General features: G+C 50.0%; 12 protein-coding genes. 2 read left to right on the top strand and 10 right to left on the bottom strand.

The window, feature by feature from the left end:
- Window positions 1-43: 43 nt before the first annotated feature.
- From pulA to PIL01S_RS17790, 7 genes are all read right to left on the bottom strand, one after another.
- Window positions 44-2,113, bottom strand: coding sequence for a type I pullulanase (pulA, locus tag PIL01S_RS17820; RefSeq protein ID WP_127538675.1), 2,070 nt, complete (start codon window positions 2,111-2,113; stop codon window positions 44-46).
- Between the two features lie 172 nt (window positions 2,114-2,285).
- Window positions 2,286-3,797, bottom strand: coding sequence for an extracellular solute-binding protein (locus PIL01S_RS17815; protein ID WP_127538674.1), 1,512 nt, complete (start codon window positions 3,795-3,797; stop codon window positions 2,286-2,288).
- 96 nt (window positions 3,798-3,893) lie between these two features.
- Window positions 3,894-4,997, bottom strand: a complete 1,104-nt coding sequence (locus PIL01S_RS17810; RefSeq protein ID WP_127538673.1) for a glycoside hydrolase family 88/105 protein — start codon at window positions 4,995-4,997, stop codon at window positions 3,894-3,896.
- A 23-nt stretch (window positions 4,998-5,020) separates the two neighbouring features.
- Window positions 5,021-6,520 carry an extracellular solute-binding protein gene (locus PIL01S_RS17805; protein ID WP_127538672.1) on the bottom strand — a complete coding sequence of 500 codons (1,500 nt, stop codon included), beginning with the start codon at window positions 6,518-6,520 and terminating at the stop codon, window positions 5,021-5,023.
- 81 nt (window positions 6,521-6,601) lie between these two features.
- Complete coding sequence (locus PIL01S_RS17800) at window positions 6,602-7,474, bottom strand: carbohydrate ABC transporter permease (RefSeq protein WP_095289558.1); 873 nt, start codon at window positions 7,472-7,474, stop codon at window positions 6,602-6,604.
- Window positions 7,475-7,518: 44 nt separating this feature from the next.
- Window positions 7,519-8,472, bottom strand: a complete 954-nt coding sequence (locus PIL01S_RS17795; RefSeq protein ID WP_095289557.1) for an ABC transporter permease — start codon at window positions 8,470-8,472, stop codon at window positions 7,519-7,521.
- Window positions 8,473-8,756: 284 nt separating this feature from the next.
- On the bottom strand, window positions 8,757-11,093 hold the full coding sequence (locus PIL01S_RS17790; RefSeq protein WP_164764268.1) for a helix-turn-helix domain-containing protein: 2,337 nt from the start codon (window positions 11,091-11,093) through the stop codon (window positions 8,757-8,759).
- A gap of 558 nt (window positions 11,094-11,651) precedes the next feature.
- Between PIL01S_RS17790 and PIL01S_RS17785 the strand changes: the two genes are divergently transcribed.
- Window positions 11,652-13,661 (top strand): endonuclease MutS2, encoded by a 2,010-nt coding sequence (locus tag PIL01S_RS17785; RefSeq protein WP_127538670.1) that lies wholly within the window; start codon window positions 11,652-11,654, stop codon window positions 13,659-13,661.
- Window positions 13,662-13,714: 53 nt separating this feature from the next.
- Complete coding sequence (locus PIL01S_RS17780) at window positions 13,715-13,984, top strand: cysteine-rich CWC family protein (protein WP_127538669.1); 270 nt, start codon at window positions 13,715-13,717, stop codon at window positions 13,982-13,984.
- A 77-nt stretch (window positions 13,985-14,061) separates the two neighbouring features.
- On the opposite strand, the gene PIL01S_RS17775 is transcribed toward PIL01S_RS17780, so the two are convergent.
- Genes PIL01S_RS17775 through PIL01S_RS17765 form a run of 3 tightly spaced genes read right to left on the bottom strand, consistent with a single transcriptional unit; the run spans window position 14,062 to window position 17,740 of the window.
- The gene (locus PIL01S_RS17775; protein ID WP_127538668.1) at window positions 14,062-15,207 is read right to left on the bottom strand and encodes a mannitol-1-phosphate 5-dehydrogenase; all 1,146 of its coding nucleotides are present in this window, start codon (window positions 15,205-15,207) and stop codon (window positions 14,062-14,064) included.
- Window positions 15,204-15,638 (bottom strand): PTS sugar transporter subunit IIA, encoded by a 435-nt coding sequence (locus tag PIL01S_RS17770; protein WP_095359756.1) that lies wholly within the window; start codon window positions 15,636-15,638, stop codon window positions 15,204-15,206. Before PIL01S_RS17770 ends, PIL01S_RS17775 begins: the two co-directional genes overlap by 4 nt.
- A 5-nt stretch (window positions 15,639-15,643) precedes the next feature.
- Window positions 15,644-17,740, bottom strand: coding sequence for a BglG family transcription antiterminator (locus tag PIL01S_RS17765; protein WP_127538667.1), 2,097 nt, complete (start codon window positions 17,738-17,740; stop codon window positions 15,644-15,646).
- Window positions 17,741-17,772 lie beyond the last annotated feature (32 nt).

Here is a 17,772-nt window from a genome sequence, read left to right as displayed (position 1 = left end):
CTCCGTAGCGGAAAAGGGTACTTTACTACAGTACGCAAAAAATTTAATTATTGGCATACATGACCATCAGGGAAATAGCCGGTACGCTGACCTGCCCATCGTTGAAGGTACGCAGGGGTTCAAGACCTGCTTGTCCCTGCTCTACAACAATATTCCACATTCCGGAAGGAATAGGGAGGATTCGGCTTTCCTTTGCCGCGTTGTAGATCACGATAATCCGATCCCAGGAATCGCCGGCAGCCGTGCCTGATAGCTCATAGGCAAGCAGGCTTTTATCCTTTTTTAACAGGGTTACATGTTGATCAATGTCGTTCCGGGTTCTCAACCGGAAGGCTGCATGTTCAAGGCGAAGACGAATCAGTCCGCGGTAATAATCGAACACCGGCTTGAACCGCTGTTTTTGTTCCCAACGAATCGCATTGACGGCATCACCACTCTCGTGACTGTTGGCATCGCCATATTTACTGCGCAAAAACTCATCTCCCGCCGCAAGCAGGGGAATGCCTTGGGATGTGAGCACAATGCCATTCGCAAGCAAGCAGCGCCGAACCGTTTCATTCTCCAGCACATGATTCGGATCAATCTGCATATACGGATTCGCATGCTGTACTGCCTGCTCCACACTGTCATATCCTCGAATGTGTCCCTCATCATCATAGGAGATAAACCCAAGCTGATCTTCCAGTCCTTGTGTATGCACAACCTTGTCCCACAGATTCAGATTATCGTGAACTGTTACGTAATTCACCGTCTCGGATGGACTGGCCGTAAAATCGGTAATCGCTCCCCTTACACCCGTCCAGATATCCTCTTCCTTTCCCTCCGCACCTGTCGCGAATCCTTTCTCTGCTCCATCACTGTCCCCTTTGATCGCTCCACGATAATTATCGTTGAATACGGCTAGTCCGTCTCTTTTCTGATCTCCCTTGAGGGTCATTCGCTCGCCTAGTGGGGAGTCCAATGCCGCCCATGGCTCACCGTACAATAGGATGGATGGAGATACATGTTCATGCAGTTCCGCAGCAAGTTCCCTCATGGTTGCCGTATCAATCAACCCCATCAGGTCAAACCGGAACCCGTCAATATGGTATTCCTCTGCCCAGTAACGCACCGATTCCAGGATAAACTTGCGTACCATGGGACGTTCTGTCGCTACCTCATTCCCAGTCCCGGATCCGTTGCTGTATGTGCCATCCTCATTCTGACGATAGTAATACCCCGGTACCAGCTTCTCAAACGAACTGCCTTTCGTATTAAACGTGTGGTTATACACCACATCCATAATCACTCCAATCCCTCTCTGATGAAGTGCCAGCACCAAAGCCTTGAGCTCGCGGATGCGTGTACCAGGCTCATCTGCACGTGTGGCATAAGAGCCTTCGGGAACGTTGTAATGCAGCGGATCATACCCCCAATTATAGCTGGAATCCTCGGAATCACCGTATGCACTGTCTCCAGCCTTGGATTCGTCCACGGTGGCAAAATCAAACACGGGCAGCAGGTGCACGTGGGTAATCCCAAGCTCGGCCAAATGATCAATCCCTAGTGTATTTCCTTCGGAATCGCACAATCCAGTTTCCGTAAAAGCCAGATACTTGCCTTTGTTCACCATGCCTGATGAAGGGTGAATTGAAAAATCCCGCACATGCAGCTCGTACAATACGGCATCCACCGGACTCTTCAGCTCTGGACGAACATCCTGGCTCCATCCTTGGGGATCTGTCTCTTCCAGCCTGATAATAACTCCCATTTCACCATTCATGGTAACTGCCCTTGCATAGGGATCCACCGCTATCTCCTGTCGTCCTCCCTCGAAGGTGGCCCGGTACATATAGCCATAACCATTCCATTCTCCATCCAGCTTCAACAACCAGATGCCCTGCTGCTGTCTTTCCATTAGGAATTCCTTTGGCTCGGCACGTTGTTCCCCGGTTCCTCCCTGTCCTCCTGGAAGCTCGGTAGTGGATGCCGGGTAGAGCAGCACGTCCATCTGAATGGCATCTGGTGACCAAACTTTGAATTGGCAGGATTGAGCGTCGATCTTTACTCCCAGATCTTTTCCTTCGTATGTATCATTTGCAATTATTTCTTGCTTATCATGTTCTTCAATCATGATGTCTTTCCCCTCTCGGTGAGTATAAATGGATGTGAAAAGAATGCTCCTTTCTTTTTATACCCTTTCTGCTGCCCAACCATAATCCTGTGAAAGAAAAAGAAGCCATGCTTCACGTTCGTTCACGTAAAACACAGCTTCCTTCGGGCACACGTATACTCTGCGCTTTGCTTTATTTCCCGTTCAGTTCGGCATAGGATGCCTCCAGTTCAGAGATCAGCTGATCTCCCCCGGCTTTTCGCCAGTTAGCCACTTCCTGCTCCCAGCCTGCATCGTCCAGCTTGCCCATAATGTACTTGGTCTGTGCATCCCAGATCATCTGATCCAGTTCCTGACCCCGCTCGGTGTAGATGGCCGATGACAGTGTCAGCGCAGGATTCGGAATGGCATACTGCTCATTCTCGCGAGCCATCTTGGTGCCCTTCATGCCAATCGGGACATCAACCAATTCAGCCACGTTGTATCCTTCAACACTTAACAAATTGTCACGGTACGGCTTCACTTCGCGTTGATAAGCATCAAAGTCCTTGAGTTCGGTTTTACCGTCCGCTGTCTTGGTGTAGTGCACATCGAGCAGCCCGCGAAGCTGCAGCGTACTCAGCTCTTCATCCATCAGCTGATCGAGGAAGGTGAGCACTTTTTTCAGTTGCTCCTCATCCGGGACGGCAGCCTTCGGGATCACCAGCATGCCATAGTTCCCCGGTTCCCCGGCGATGCGTATACCATCTGTTCCCTGGAACGGAGCTACATCGATCACCCCATCCGGAGCGTTAGGCGTCAGCCGCTGCTGGGATGACTTGCCGTTCTGGGCCACGCCGTTCAGCTTCATCCCGACCAGGCCAGAGTCCATTTTTTTATCCGCATCGGAAGGATCGAGAGCAGGGAAATCACTATTGATCAACCCTTCACTGAACAGTCGCTTGAACAGCTTCATGGTGTCTACATATTCAGTGGTCAGGAATTCCGGAGTCAGTTTACCCGCATCATCCACCCCCCACTTGTTCACACCACCGATACTCACGGCAATCCGGGTCAGCGGAGAAGACACGCCTTCGTTATACTTCTTGAAGAGCAGCGCACCATACGTATCTTCCTTGCCATTCCCGTCAGGATCATCCTTGCGCATGGAACGCATCACTTCATACCAGTCATCCAGTGTCTTCGGCACATCCAGCTTCAACTTGTCAAACCAATCCTTGCGGTATACGATGGCCGTTCGTCCGATATCGCGGAAGTTCGGAATGCCGTAAATTTTGCCCTCAATCTTGATATTGTTAAAATAGGCCTCGGATTGGGCAGACAGATTTTTATAATCCTTCAGGTAGGGCCCCAGCTCCCAGAACAGTCCCGTTTTGGCTGCATTGAACGTGGTCGGCACGTAATTTACGCGCATAATGGTCGGCATCTCTCCGGAAGCAACCATGACGTTCACCTTGTCATCAAAAGCCGACTGCGGAATCCACTGAACATTGACATCCGTATTCGTATACTGCTCAATCTTTTGCTCCACCCCATTCTCCTTCGCGGGCACATCGCCTACCTGCATCAACGAGATGGAAATGGGAAACTTGCCTTCCCCGGCGGCCGGAGCTTTTTCTCCTCCACAACCTGCAAGTAGTCCGGCGGACATTGCACCAATGACAACAAATCCGCCTATACGGGACACCCGACCTTTTGCACTCATGAACCATCTCTCCCTTTTGTATTATCGTTATTACCAGCAATAGGCTCGCCTGAATGAAGGCGCTATCATAATTCTGTCTGAAGAAAAGAACCAGCGTTAAGCCAGTTCCATTTCCACACCTGCCAGAATAAACGGGGCAACCGATTTCGGATCATTGATTCGGATCGACTCGGTTACATAATATTCGTACGACCCATCACGATACGGACTTCCCCCAAGACCTGCACCACCATTGCACTGGGTCAGCGACAGTACACCTTCACGGTCCGTTTGCAGCAAGTGCTGCAGCAGCCCCTGGTATCCTTTATCTGCGATCTCCTTGAACTTGCCGCTCAGGTAACCTTTGCGTACACCTTTGGCCAGTGCATATACAAACATAGATGTACCCGAAGCTTCCAGATAATTGCGCTCACGTCCCGGCTGATCCAGCAGATGAGGCCAGAGCCCTGTCTGTTGATCCTGTACATGCACAAGTGCATTCGCCACGCGTTCGAATATGCCGACAATCTGGCCGCGCTGTTCATGATCTACTGGCAGATGATCCAGTGTATCCACCACGGCCATTACGTACCAACCCATGGCCCGGCTCCAGACATGGGGAGAACAGCCGGTTTCTCCCGAACTCCAGCGCTGCTCCCTGCTTTCATCCCAGGCATGATACAGCAAACCGCTGCGCGGATCACGGGTATGCTTCTCCACCAGCAGCAGCTGCAGAGCCGCCCGGTCAAACCACTTTTCCTCGCCCATTACTGCCCCATACTGCGTGAGAAACGGAGTCGCCATATACAACCCATCCAGCCACATCTGAAAAGGATAGATCTTCTTGTGCCAGAAACCACCTTCACTCGTGCGTGGCTGCCCTTTGAGCTGAACCATGAGCAGGTCTGCTGCCTTGCGATATTTCGCTTCACCTGTTTGGTCCATGAGGAAAAATAAGGATTTCCCCTGATTAATCTGGTCCAGATTGTACTCCTCAACGTTATACGAGCGTATCGTGCCGTCCTCCTGAATAAAGTGATCCATCAGCTCCCGGATGTAGTCGTAATACTTGGCTTCCCCCGTACGATGATACAGTTCTTCCAGCGCCTTCAGCAGGCAGCCGTTCTCATAATGCCAGGTGGGGTACAGCTGATGATTGCGGTAACTTTCCATGAATTGATCGGCCATTCGTACCGGTGTGAACTGCAAGGTTTCCTTCATCGATACCCTCCGCATCCGCTCGCTTATTGAGCCTGTTTTTTGTAATCTTCTGCGTATTCCTCGCGAATCTTCGTTCCGCCCGCATTAGCCCAGTTCTCAATCTCCTGTTTCCAGCCATTTTCATCAATCTTGCCCATGATGTATTTGGTTTGCGCATCGGCAATCATCTGATCCAGATCAGCCCCGCGATCACCATAGGTCGGCGAGTATAACGTAAGCGCAGGGTTTGGAACGGCATGTTCGGCCAGCTCTTTGGCAAGCTCGGTTCCTTTTACACCCAGCTCGGTATCCTTCAATTTCGGCACATTGTAACCTTCAACGTATGGCAGATTGTCACGATATGGCTTCACCTCACGCTGGAACGCATCGAAATCGCTCATTTCCACTTCATCCTCGCCCAATTTGGTGTAATGTTTGTCTTCTATTCCACGCATGAGCAGTGTTGCCATCTCCGGTTCCATCAACTTATCCAAAAAGCTCAGCAGGCTTTTCAGCTCCTCTTCGGATTTCACGGTTGCTTTAGGAAAGGCCAATATGCCGGAGTTGCCTGTCTGGCCCGCAACACGGTCGCCGTTCGCTCCAAGCAAACCTGCAATGTCAACCACCCCATCCGGGTCATTCTTGGAGAGACGCTCCTGCTGACTCTTACCATTCTGTGCTACGCCGACACGCATGCCGACAACGCCGGAGTCGTACTTTTTCTCCGCTTCCGTGGAATCAAAAACGGCAAAGTCCTGATTCAGCAGCTTCTCATCATACAACCGTTTCAGCAGATCCAGCACCTGCATGTATTCCGGCGTCATGAATTCCGGTGTGAAGCTGCCGTCATCCTCAACCTTCCACTTGTTCGGTGCACCGAAGCTTACGCCAAGACGCGTTGTGAAGGAATATTGATCTTCATTATATTTTTTGAACAGCATCAGACCGAACGTGTTATCCTGCCCATCTCCATCCGGATCGGAAGTTGCCAGGGTTTTGATTGTTTCATACCATTCATCCGGCGTGGTCGGTACCTTGAGATTCAGCTTATCGAACCAGTCTTTGCGGTAAATGACCGTCGCCCGTGCAATATCAGAGAACACCGGCACGCCATAGACTTTTCCGTCTACCTTGATGTTGTTGAAGAAGCGCTCGTTCTGGGCGGACAGATTTTTATAATCCTTGAGCAGGGGCCCGATCTCCCAAAACACATCGTTACGCATGGCACTTGTTACTGTCGGGTTGTACTGCACTTTGACGATCTTCGGCATATCGCTGGAAGCGATCATGACATTAATTTTGTCATTGTACGCCGAAGCGGGAATCCACTGAATATCGAGCTTGGTATTGGTAAAGGCTTCGATTTTTTGCTGGACCTCATTTCCTTTACCCGGCACATCACCTACCTGTGCAATCGCAATGGAGATGTTCTGTACGCCGCCTTCGGCAGCCTGACCCTCATCCGATCCGCATCCAGCCAGCAATCCCGTTACCAGTGCAAGTGTGCTCAGGACAGCCAGAGCTTTCTTTTTTGTTCCTCTCATCAAATGAAAACCTCCCCTTTTATACATTGCTGATTCCGCATGCTGCATATTGCATTGCAACCATCCATTCAATCACCAATCTCAACCTTTCACAGACCCCAGCATCACTCCTTTGGCAAAATGCTTTTGCAGGAATGGATACACAAGCATGATCGGAATCGTTGAGAATACAATGACAGCCATGCGAATGGTCAGCGGCTGAATCTCCGTCTCCTCAATACTCGTGTCACCAATCCGGCTCTGAGCCAGAATGACAATCTCACGAAGCCATACTTGAACCGGCCACTTCTCGCTGTCATTGATGTAGATGACGGCGTTGAAGAAGCTGTTCCAGTGAGCGACTGCATAGAACAGGGAGAACGTGGCCATCGCCGGCATCGACAAAGGCAGTACAATACGGAACAGAACGCCGACATCATTACAGCCGTCGATTTTGGCAGCATCCTCCAGTTCATCCGGAATGGCCTGGAAAAAGTTCTTGAGTACAATCAGGTTGAATGCACTGATGGCGGTAGGCAGCATCAAGGACCATAACGTATCGGTCAGATGCAGCGATTTAACCACGAAATAGGTCGGAATCATGCCTCCGCTGAACAGCATGGTGAACAGTACGCCGAGCAGAATCGGCTGCCGTCCTCGCAGATATCTTCTGGATAGCGGATACGCCATCAGTGACGTGAATAACAAGTTAATCAATGTACCGACCACAGTAATGTAGATCGAGACTCCGAGACTGCGAATCAGTGTATCTGTCGAGAAAATGTAGCGATAGGCCGCCAGGGAGAATTCTTTGGGGAAAAGGATGAATCCTCCCTTCGCCACCTCATGCGGGCTGGTAAACGAAACAGCCAGAATGTAGATAAACGGAATGACGGTCACGATTCCGATCAACAGCAGCAAACCATGATTGACGATATCGAAGATTCGGTTGCCCCACGTTTTATCCTGTTGCATCTTAATGTTCACTCCTGTCTGGTGAAGACGTCTGCTTGCTCATGTCAGTAGACGCCTTCCTCCCCGAATTTTTTGGCCAGCTTGTTGGCACCCAGTACAAGCGCAAGCCCAACAACCGACTTGAACAAACCGACAGCAGCGCTGTAGCTGTACTGTGCTTGCGTCAGACCTTTGGTGTATACATAGGTATCAAATACCTCACCCACATCCCGGTTGGTTGGCGTCAGCATCAGGAAGATCTGTTCAAATCCTGTATCCAGGAAGTTGCCCAGACGAAGAATGAGCAAAATCACGATCGTACTGCGGATGGCAGGCAGCGTAATATGCCAAGTCTGGCGCCAGCGGTTGGCTCCATCAATCCGCGCAGCTTCATAGAGCTGCGTGTCTACACCGGAAAGTGCCGCGAGGAAAATAATCGTACCCCAGCCCACCTCTTTCCAGATGGATTGTCCGACAATCATGGAACGGAACCAGCCTGGCTCCAGCAGGAACGCAATCTTTTGCCCCGTCAGACTGTACAGCAATTCGTTGATGGCGCCGCCCTCCGTAGTAAACAGCATATAGAACACCCCAACGACCACAACCCATGATACAAAGTGCGGAACATAGACCAGCGTCTGTACAAAACGCTTGAATCGCTCACGGCGCACTTCATTCAGCATCAGTGCCAGCACGATGGGCAGGGGGAAGAAGAAGACCAGATTATAGATCGCCAGCAAAAACGTGTTCCGGAACAGGGTCCAGAACTGCGGTTCCCCGAAGAAACGCTGAAAATGCTTGAGTCCTACCCAGTCACTCCCCAAAATTCCTTTGTACGGTGTGTAATCCTGAAAAGCCATCGTAATGCCATACATGGGTATATATTTGAAAATAACAAAGTAAAGCACTCCCGGTATCAGCATGATGTAGAGCCACCGGTTTTTGATAACGTCCCTCCACAGCAGGTTTTTGTCACTGCGGGCAGCGGGCCGTGTCCGAGCCGTCGTTTCGGCTTTCATAGTGTTTTCCTCCCCACATTGGAAACGATTACAAAAGTTCAATTCCTGAACTCATGCCTTCATTGTGGAGGATAAACGAATCACTGGCTATCGTCCGGTTTTAGCTTCTTGTTTTTCCTTGCCAGGCAAGGGTTTACGACACTTCCCCCGTTGGAATCCCAGGCGCGGATGCACTCGTTTTAACCTCTATAATCCTGTCTTAACCCGGGACGATGGAGCGTCGTCAGCAAGGTGTACAAACATAAAAAAGCCTGCCCGCCATGGCAGGCAGAGCAGGCTTTGTTTTACCGCTGCTGTTCCCGGTACTTGCCGGGAGTTGTTCCCGTAATTTTACGAAACGTTCGGATAAACGCAGTGGGGTTGGTGTAATTTAGTTTCTCGGCAATTTCCGATATTTTGAGGTTGGTTGTCTGAAGCCAGGTCTTGGCTTTTTCCATTCGATACTCTGCCAGATATTCAGTGAAATTCACGCCGGCTTCCTTCTTGAATACCCGGCTTAAATAAACAGGATGGAAATTCAGCTCTTCCGCACAGGCTTCCAATGACAGTTCACGGTCATAGCGTTCCTCGATTAATCGGATCATCCGCCGGGCAATGTTCATATACTGTGATTCTTCCTGCTCCCGCCAGAAACGAATGACGGGTACAAATAACCGTTTACGGAACCAGTTCGTCATTTCATCAAGGGTGGAGAGCTTCAGCAGCTGAGCCATGGATGCCTTCTCACCAAGCACTTCGGCCACATCCCCTCCCTGTTCCTGCACAAGCTGGTACACACGAGACAGAAGCTGAACCATAATGACGGGATATTCACTAAAATGCAGTTTCTTGTCAGCGAGCAGCCCCAGATACTGTGAAAAATACATATCGGTTTTCTCTTCATCGCCTTGTTTCAAGGCAGAGGCCAGCTGATCCTCAATCATTCTGAGCTGTGTATATAAGGCTGCCTCGGTCTGGCCTCGCGGCTGGATATCTTCATAATGCAAAATGATACGGCTTCCCAGGCTCACCCTGCCCTGCAGCGCCTCCCGGCTCTCCTGATACGCCCTAGGTGTATCTCCGATGGCAAAATAGGAACGGCTTATGCCGATACTTACGGGCAAATTGAGATAGGTGACTACGCGTTCCCTGATCCATTCCGCCTGGGTGTGCATCCATTCCTTGAGCTGCAGCTCATCATTCAGCTTTGAAGCCAGAACCGTCACTTGTGCATCATCAATCATAACCGGGGTGAAGCGCAATTCCGCAGGCAGAAGCTCCCCAACCATATTGTTAACGGCAAACAACAGCAGATCCCTGTCCTGTTCTTCGTACCTTGTTCCTTCGAGTGTATCAATCTGAAGTGTAAGCACACCAAGACTCGACCAGTCTGACGGGAAATCATAACGTTCTCCCTGATATCTGAAATCCTCTTCCGAGATTTTTCCGGTCAGCAGTTTGGTCATGAAAAATTCCTCCAGATGAACATGCTGTCCCTTCATCTGCTCCCGCAGCGTTTTTTCCGAGCTGAACAGTGTGGATAAACGCTCCTCAATATAAATAAATTCATCCTGACGACGGCCTGTCTGCAAGGCCGGAGAATCCAGCCCTTTCGTAAACTGCAGCAGCCTGGAAATGGGAGAATACATCCGCCGGCTTCCGTATATCGCGAACAACCCGGTTACACATAGCATGACCAGTGTAGCCACTCCGGTAACAACTGCAATTTTCTGCGATTGGGCGGTGATCTGTCCAAGAGATACCACTGATACATACAGCCACCCATTAAGTGGAGATTTCCTGTAACTGACGGCCACCGGGTTTCCTTCCACCTCAGCGTTAAAGAAGCCCTCTGCCTGGCTGCTCGTCTCCACCTTCGCCTGAATCTCTTCATTCAGGCCCGCATACTTCTCCTCTTCTCCCGTATCGTTCAGAAAAAAATTCTGATCCCGGTCCAGTACATACATATCCCCGGTGTTCGGATTTTGGCTCAGAAACGTGCTAATCTCCGCATCAGCGATATCAATCACGAGAAACCCCTTTGGACTAACATTCGTCGGTACCATAGGAATTTTAAATACCATGCTGACGACATCATCCGATGAAATGAGTGTGGGCATCTGTTCCTGTGAACCCTCAGATACCCCCGCTGAAGCCGGTACGCTTTCTGTGGATGAATTTTTATTCTGGGTCACCCAGAACAGACTGTTCGCATAGGTGAGATAGGAGCCGATACGGTCCCGGATACTGAAATCATCCAACTTTCCAAAGGACCTCATGGAGACCACCCAGTCTTGATCCAGGTTAACCAGATAGGCCTGATCTATATTTGTAACCGCTTGCAGGTTGTTGAATCCAGACGTGAGATCACGTATTTCCTGAAACTCGGAGCTGTCCAGCGGCTTCTTCATGGCTTGCAGCACCAAGGGAGAATTCACATACTGGATGGATGACAATTGCAGGCTGCGTAAAACCTGTTCTACCCGCATTTGGGTTTGATGCAAAATCTGCAGATTGCTCTCACGTACTTTTTGTTCAATGTCACGCGAAGCGATCGAATAGGAGACGGAACCGATGACGATGACTGGAAGGGCTCCAAGAATCATGGTAAAACAGAGCAAACGCAGCAAATATTTAGGCAATTTGAGCATCCTCCTTTGTATAGAATCTGCCTATTTGAATGCCTGATGGAATGCATATCCATCTGTATAATATCGCTTTCATTGGATTAATTTACTATTGTTATTTTAAAACCCAATCTTATTCAAGTCCACTATTTATTCTTAAGATTGACTTTGGGGCCATTTCCAGTTTATAGTGGAGGCATATTCCTCAATTCGAAGGAGAGATTTTGATGTCGGTGAGCGTTCTTAACTAATCAAGTTTCATATTCAGGAGTTTGGCCTTTCATGTGCGCTTGTGCCTTATGGCATACGTGTATTTCTTGATGCGCCATAACCCTGTACTTAGTTAAGAACAGCGGATATCATAAATCGCCTCCGGGATTGTACTTGTCCGGGTCTATTTCCGCGCTGTGTTCAGCGTGGATTTTTTTGTATAGACCTATCATGGACTCTGCTTTCCCCTACATGCAGGGCGGAGAATGACGTTTGTTCATTCTCCGCCCTTTTTGCGTTTTCAGGAATAGATTCTGAGTTACAACCGAAGTTACAAATTCAAAATCCAAGGAGAGATCAAGCATGAATGAAAACACAATGAATACACTGGGCTATCATCAAATTCAAAACAACGTCGCTTCCTGCGCCCTTTCTTATCTGGGCAAACGTTACGCGAAAGAAATGAAACCCATGGTGGACCCCGGGCTGATCCAGATGCGCCTCGCGGAAACAGAAGAGGCCTCTGCTCTCATCCGTTACGGGGCCAGTGTTCCCATCCCTTCGCTTGACGGTATGGAGACCATTATGGATCTGCTCGGTACCGGTTATCTGTTTAGTGAAAGGGACTTCACTCAACTTGCCCAGTTTCTGCGAAGCTGTGCACAATTAATGAAATACATGGAGGGCAAATCCGAAGCAGCTCCTACGGTAAGCCGGTATGCTGCATCCATGATGCGGATGGAATCCCTGTTAAGCGAGATCGAACGCTGCATTTACAGCGGCCGAATTCAGGATCAGGCGAGCAAGGAACTGACACGTATCCGGAAAAAGATGACCGTGAACGAGGAACGAATGAAGCGCAAGCTGGATTCTCTCGTGAGCAAGCACCGGTCCATTATGCAGGAGAACGTAATCAGTCAGCGCGGCGGAAGAACGGTATTACCCATCAAGAAAGAATTCCGCAAGCAGGTGAAAGGCAGCGTCCTGGATGAATCAGGGAGCGGGCAAACCGTTTATATTGAACCCGCGGAACTGGTGGGACTGCAGATGGAACTCGCTTCACTGCAAGCCGAGGAATCCAGAGAAGAAATGAAAATCCTGGGTGATTTAACGTCGCTCGCAGAATCCTATAACCGCGAAATTGCGCTGAATACCGAGACGGTAGGTGTCCTTGATTTCCTGTTTGCCAAAGCGAAATACGCGGCAACCATGGATGGACGTACGGTCCAGGTAAATACATCGGGCCGAATTACGCTTCAGCAGGCGCGCCATCCTCTGATGGGCGCCTCCATGATTCCGCTTGATTTTGCCATCGGAAGGGATTATTCCTCACTTATCATTACAGGGCCAAATACAGGCGGTAAAACGGTAGCGCTCAAAACATTGGGGTTGCTCACCCTGATGATGCAGTCCGGTCTGCTCGTTCCTGTGGGTGAAGGCGGCGAGATGGCCGTATATCATGAAGTGGCTGTCGATATCGGAGACGGACAAAGTTTGGAACAGGCACTCAGCACCTTTTCAGCTCATATCCGCAACATGATCGGCATTCTGGAGCAGGCTGATGCATCCACCCTTGTGCTGATTGATGAGATGGCATCCGGAACAGACCCGGGAGAAGGGGTCGGTCTTTCCATCGCCATGCTGGAGGAACTGCACAGCCGCGGAGCGACCGTAGTGGCTACCACTCACTTTGGGGAAATCAAGCATTTTGCTGCCGCCGCTCCAGGATTTGAAAATGCACGGATGGAATTCGATACGGCTACGCTGCAGCCCCTTTACCGTTTGCGTATCGGTGAAGCAGGGGAGAGCTACGCCTATTCCATCGCCTTGAAGCTGGGGTTGCCACAGCGCATTATTGATCGTTCCCAGTCCATATCGGACCAGGGCATATCGAAGAGTCCTATCAACAGCATGAGCTCCATCATGCCGATAGTGAAACCAATATCAACAGAGAGTTCTGTCCTTGAGCCATTTCCGAAATCCGCAGCTGCACAGAGGACGGAGAAGAAAGTACATTCCCCGGAAACGACTGAAGCTGGAAATCCATCCCTGCAGGTAGAAGATACAAAGTCAGTTCCCCCAGCGAAAAAATTTCGAAAAGGGGATCGTGTATACGCAGCCTATCTCAACCAGTCAGGAATCGTCTGTGACGTGGAAGACAGCCGCGGAAATATCGGGGTAATGCTGCGCGGGCGGAAAGTCAAAATTCACAAGAAACGCCTCACACTTCATATATCTGCAGATGAGCTGTATCCAGGCGATGACTATGATTTGGATATTGTACTGGAGACGAAGGAGAATCGGAAGAAGCGCAAATTAATGGGACGTAAACATGTCGAAGGGCTAACGATTGAATTGCCACCTGAAGAATAGGGCCAGCCCTGTTATACTATGAAGTATGACGATATGGAGAAAGTAGGCGTGCCATGAGCGGAAGTTCCAATTCACAGACCAAGAAGACAGGGACCAATGACTTCCCGACCAATGTGCTCTTATGCCCTCTGTGCGGGGAGGCCAATGGCTGCTCCTATGCGGCTGGCCGTCCCCATTCGGAATGCTGGTGTAACCATGCCGAGTTTCCCGAAGGTGTGTTTGACCGCATTCCGGCAGAGCAGCGGCGTAAATCGTGCATCTGTCAGCGATGTCTGGAGACCTATAAAAATCAGACCGAACACCAACAAGAGCCTCACAGTTAACTCCTGTGAGGCTCTTGTTTTGCAATGGGTTTGATCATGCGCCACGTCCATCGCTATATAAGGTATCTCTTTATCGGTTACATTTGATGATAATGTTCTACAGCCTGCTTGAGCACAGGGTGCTGCTCATCCATGGCTGTGTAGTGACTAAGTGCTGCAGCAATGCCCTTTTGTTTGATCATATCCTGAAGCTCTGCTGCCTCCGGATCATCCTGCACATCGAATTTGCAGGCTGCCGCCATGCCTCTTGCCAGGTTCGTCGTGCCCATTCCATAGTCATGTGCCTGTAGCGCCGGACGAACCAGACGGTCGTTGGGAGAAAGCTTCCGCAGCGGCGAACGACCTACCCGGGTGACTTCATCGGTGAGATGCGGGTTTACAAACCGCTCCAAAATTTTATTTATATACTTCTGATGATCTTCGGGGTCGAAACCAAACCGTTTCACAAGAACCTCACCTGTTTCCTGCAATGCACCATAGACAAAAGATTTCACTTTGTCGTCTGCAATCGCCTTCTGAATCGTATCATACCCGTTCACGTAACCGAGATATGCAGCGCAGCAATGTCCCGTATTGACGGTAAACAGCTTCCGCTCGATATAAGGCTCAAGGTCATCCACATAGAGTACACCTTCAATCGGAAGGAATGCAGGCGCCATCTGTGAACGGTCCACAACCCACTCATAAAAAGGTTCAACCTGAACATGAAGCGAGTCTTCGTGATGCTGGATTGGAACAATCCGGTCTACTGCGGAGTCAGGGAAATACACAAATTGATCAGCAAGAGCCTTAACGGGTTCTTCCAACAGAGCATACACATGCTCTTTCAGCTGTGTGCTGGCTCCAATGGCATTCTCACATGCAATGATGTGAAGTGGTTTCTGTACCGAACCTGAATTTAATCTTGCCTCAAGCCCCTTGGCAATGCCTGGTGCAATATGTTTCAGGATGCCCACTCCGACTGCGGTCGTAACAAGATCTGCCTCTGCAACGTTCCGGGCAACCGTCTCCAGCTGCGTTCCATCAATGGCACCTACCCCTTTGACCGTTTCCATATCTTTTGTTTCGTTTGCCAATTCGACCGTATACTGTCCACGCTCCTGTAATGCCTTAACCAACTCCTGGTTCACATCCGAGAAGATGACATTATATCCTGCCCGTGACAGGATTAATCCGATGAACCCGCGTCCGATATTACCTGCTCCGAAATGAAGGGCCCTCATAGTTCCATTTCACTTTCGAGAATGGTAATGATTTCTTCCGCCGTTTTGGCATAACGAAGTGCTTCCATGTTCTCATCTTCCGCACAAATGACCGCAATGCTGGTCAGAATCTCCATGTGCTCACCGCCCTGAGCGGCGATACCGATCACCATGTAGGCTTTTTCATCCCCAAAATCTACACCTTGCGGAAACTGAATCACCGAAATGCCTGTGGACAGAATGAACGATTTGGATTCTTTGGTTCCGTGTGGAATGGCGAGTCCATTGCCCACGTAAGTCGATACGATCTCCTCACGCTCAAGCATCTTGTCGATATAATCGGCAGTAATATGTCCTGCGTCTTTCAGAATCTGTCCAGCCATGCGAATAGCCTCATATTTGTCCTGTGCCGTTGCGTTCATAACCACTTTGTCTGTTGTAAGTATGCTCATGTTTATTAACCTCCAATTTCGGTTTTACTTCGATAAAATCCAACCAATTCCCGGGACAGATAATGAATAAGATCATCCCGGACTCCCTTTTCCAGCAGTGTAATCATCTCATCCTGCAGTAACAATGCGCTGATCTCGCTTAGCACCTCCAGGCTCTCCCGGGATAACTCCCTCGGTCCAACCATCAGAAGGATATGGCTGACGCCAACCGGGTCCTCCGTCGTCACAAGCAGCGGCTCTGATAATTGAAACAGACTGATGGACGGCCTATAAATGCCATCACTGCGGGTATGAAACAGCGCGAGTGATGTATCCGGAATTTTCTGGCTGCCCACCTTTTCCCGAGCTTCAAGCAGCCTGGCGATTTCTTCCGGGTCCTTCAGCACCCCGGATTCCTGCAGTACCTTGCACATGGCAAATACTGTTTCATAAAAGCCCATCTTGTGGTTATCCAGTGGAAACACCTGAAACTTGCCTGTGATTCTAACGATTTCAATGAGTGTGGCATCAAGCCCCGCCGGATCAGCATGGCGGTCAGGTGCCTTTGCACTTGCTTTACTCTCTCCATACTTAACTTGTACCCGCTGCAGCGTCGTATTTTGAATGTACAGACGCAAACGTTCACTTTCTTCCGCTGTTAACAAGGGACTCACCTTGTAATACTGATGCGGTTCCATCGGCAGATCGACTGTGGATAAAATGAGGTCATAGTCCTCTTCGGGGATCCGTGCAGCCTCATACCATGATGCACTGTCCACAATCCGGATCTCCGGAATCTCCTTGGACAACCGGCTGGAAAGCATACGGGATGAGCCAATTCCGCTTGTGCACACGATAATGGCTCGAATCTCGCGCTTCAGCACACGTAATCGCTCGATCGAAGCGCCAAAATGCATGACCAGGAATCCAATTTCCTCATCCGGCACGTCCGTATCCGGCCATGCGTCATGCACTGCGTTCTTCACATCCCCGAACAACGAATCGTAATCCTTGCGAATCTGCTGAAGCAGTGGGTTACGTATGCTTTGCCTGCCTCCAATCCGCTCCATCACCGGCTGCATATGGGCAATCAGCCCTTCCCGCAGAAGACGATCCTCCTGGAATGCATAGCCCGTTCTCCCCTGCATCTGATCCATCAGGGAACGAACCATGTCCAGCAATACCAGATCGTCAACAGGCAGTAAGCGTGTGGAGTGAATAAGCTGCTCGGTTTCAATTAATAATTTGTGTAAATAGCTCTGTTCTTCCTTGGCAAACGAAATGCCAAGCTGATCAGAGAGCACGCTGCATAGTCTCGCAGCCATGTATTCAGGCACGCTTTGATCTCCCGTAGAAGGGTAAACCGCTTTTTTATCCGAAGAAGGAATGCGTCCGACGGTAAACCCCTTGCGAATGCGCACCAGCGCAACGGATAGTTGAATAAGCAATTTGGTATACTGTCGCTCCGGAATATTTTCGAGCCAGTCAACATCCGGCTGCCATAACGCATTCTCGACCGTCAGTACATCACGATGGCCAATCATGCCCAGCAGCTTCTGGTTCACCTTGGAAATTCCCTGGTCAGGTTGCCTTCCGAACAGATCAGATTCATCCAGATATTCAAGCGCAAGTCCTGCGATTGCTGCGCGATAGGCCGTTTCACTGCCATTGATCTTCACTCCGTATCCTCGCCTGCGAACCAGCTTCAGGCCTGCTTGACGAATCCGGGGTTCCAGTTCATCCAGATCATTGCTCACGGTCGAGACCGTTACTCTCAGTTCCGATGCAAGCGCCAGCAGTTTTACAGGCTCCGCCTCATCCAGCAAAATGCAAAGCATGAAGAGTTTACGCTCTTCGGGCGTAAACTCCACATATTCGTTCAGCTCCAGCTGCTCACGCAGTGAAGCCAAATCATCGGAACCAGGATCTATGCGGACCCCGGTTCCTGATTTTTTTTCCAATTTCATGCCAAAGGGTTCAAGCCACTTCTCAATCATCTGAAGCTCCCGATGGACGGTTCGTGTACTGACTTTGACCGCAATTGCAATGTCGCCGGCGGTTACTTCCTGCGGATGTTCCAACAGGAACTCCACAATTTCACGCTGTCTTTTCGTAATACTCATATCTCAAGCCTCCGGCTCAGGGAAAACGATCG

This window comes from Paenibacillus illinoisensis NBRC 15959, assembly GCF_004000925.1.
Lineage (GTDB): Bacteria > Bacillota > Bacilli > Paenibacillales > Paenibacillaceae > Paenibacillus > Paenibacillus illinoisensis.
This window is presented reverse-complemented; position numbering and strand designations above follow the sequence as displayed.

Bases quoted from the DNA above. Each gene is read 5' to 3' on its own strand.
- pulA (WP_127538675.1), bottom strand. From the start codon at position 2,113: ATGATTGAAGAACATGATAAGCAAGAAATAATTGCAAATGATACATAC.
- PIL01S_RS17785 (WP_127538670.1), top strand. From the start codon at position 11,652: ATGAATGAAAACACAATGAATACACTGGGCTATCATCAAATTCAAAAC.
- PIL01S_RS17765 (WP_127538667.1), bottom strand. From the start codon at position 17,740: ATGAGTATTACGAAAAGACAGCGTGAAATTGTGGAGTTCCTGTTGGAA.
- PIL01S_RS17775 (WP_127538668.1), bottom strand. From the start codon at position 15,207: ATGAGGGCCCTTCATTTCGGAGCAGGTAATATCGGACGCGGGTTCATC.
- PIL01S_RS17800 (WP_095289558.1), bottom strand. From the start codon at position 7,474: ATGCAACAGGATAAAACGTGGGGCAACCGAATCTTCGATATCGTCAAT.
- PIL01S_RS17795 (WP_095289557.1), bottom strand. From the start codon at position 8,472: ATGAAAGCCGAAACGACGGCTCGGACACGGCCCGCTGCCCGCAGTGAC.
- PIL01S_RS17810 (WP_127538673.1), bottom strand. From the start codon at position 4,997: ATGAAGGAAACCTTGCAGTTCACACCGGTACGAATGGCCGATCAATTC.
- PIL01S_RS17770 (WP_095359756.1), bottom strand. From the start codon at position 15,638: ATGAGCATACTTACAACAGACAAAGTGGTTATGAACGCAACGGCACAG.
- PIL01S_RS17805 (WP_127538672.1), bottom strand. From the start codon at position 6,520: ATGAGAGGAACAAAAAAGAAAGCTCTGGCTGTCCTGAGCACACTTGCA.
- PIL01S_RS17815 (WP_127538674.1), bottom strand. From the start codon at position 3,797: ATGAGTGCAAAAGGTCGGGTGTCCCGTATAGGCGGATTTGTTGTCATT.
- PIL01S_RS17780 (WP_127538669.1), top strand. From the start codon at position 13,715: ATGAGCGGAAGTTCCAATTCACAGACCAAGAAGACAGGGACCAATGAC.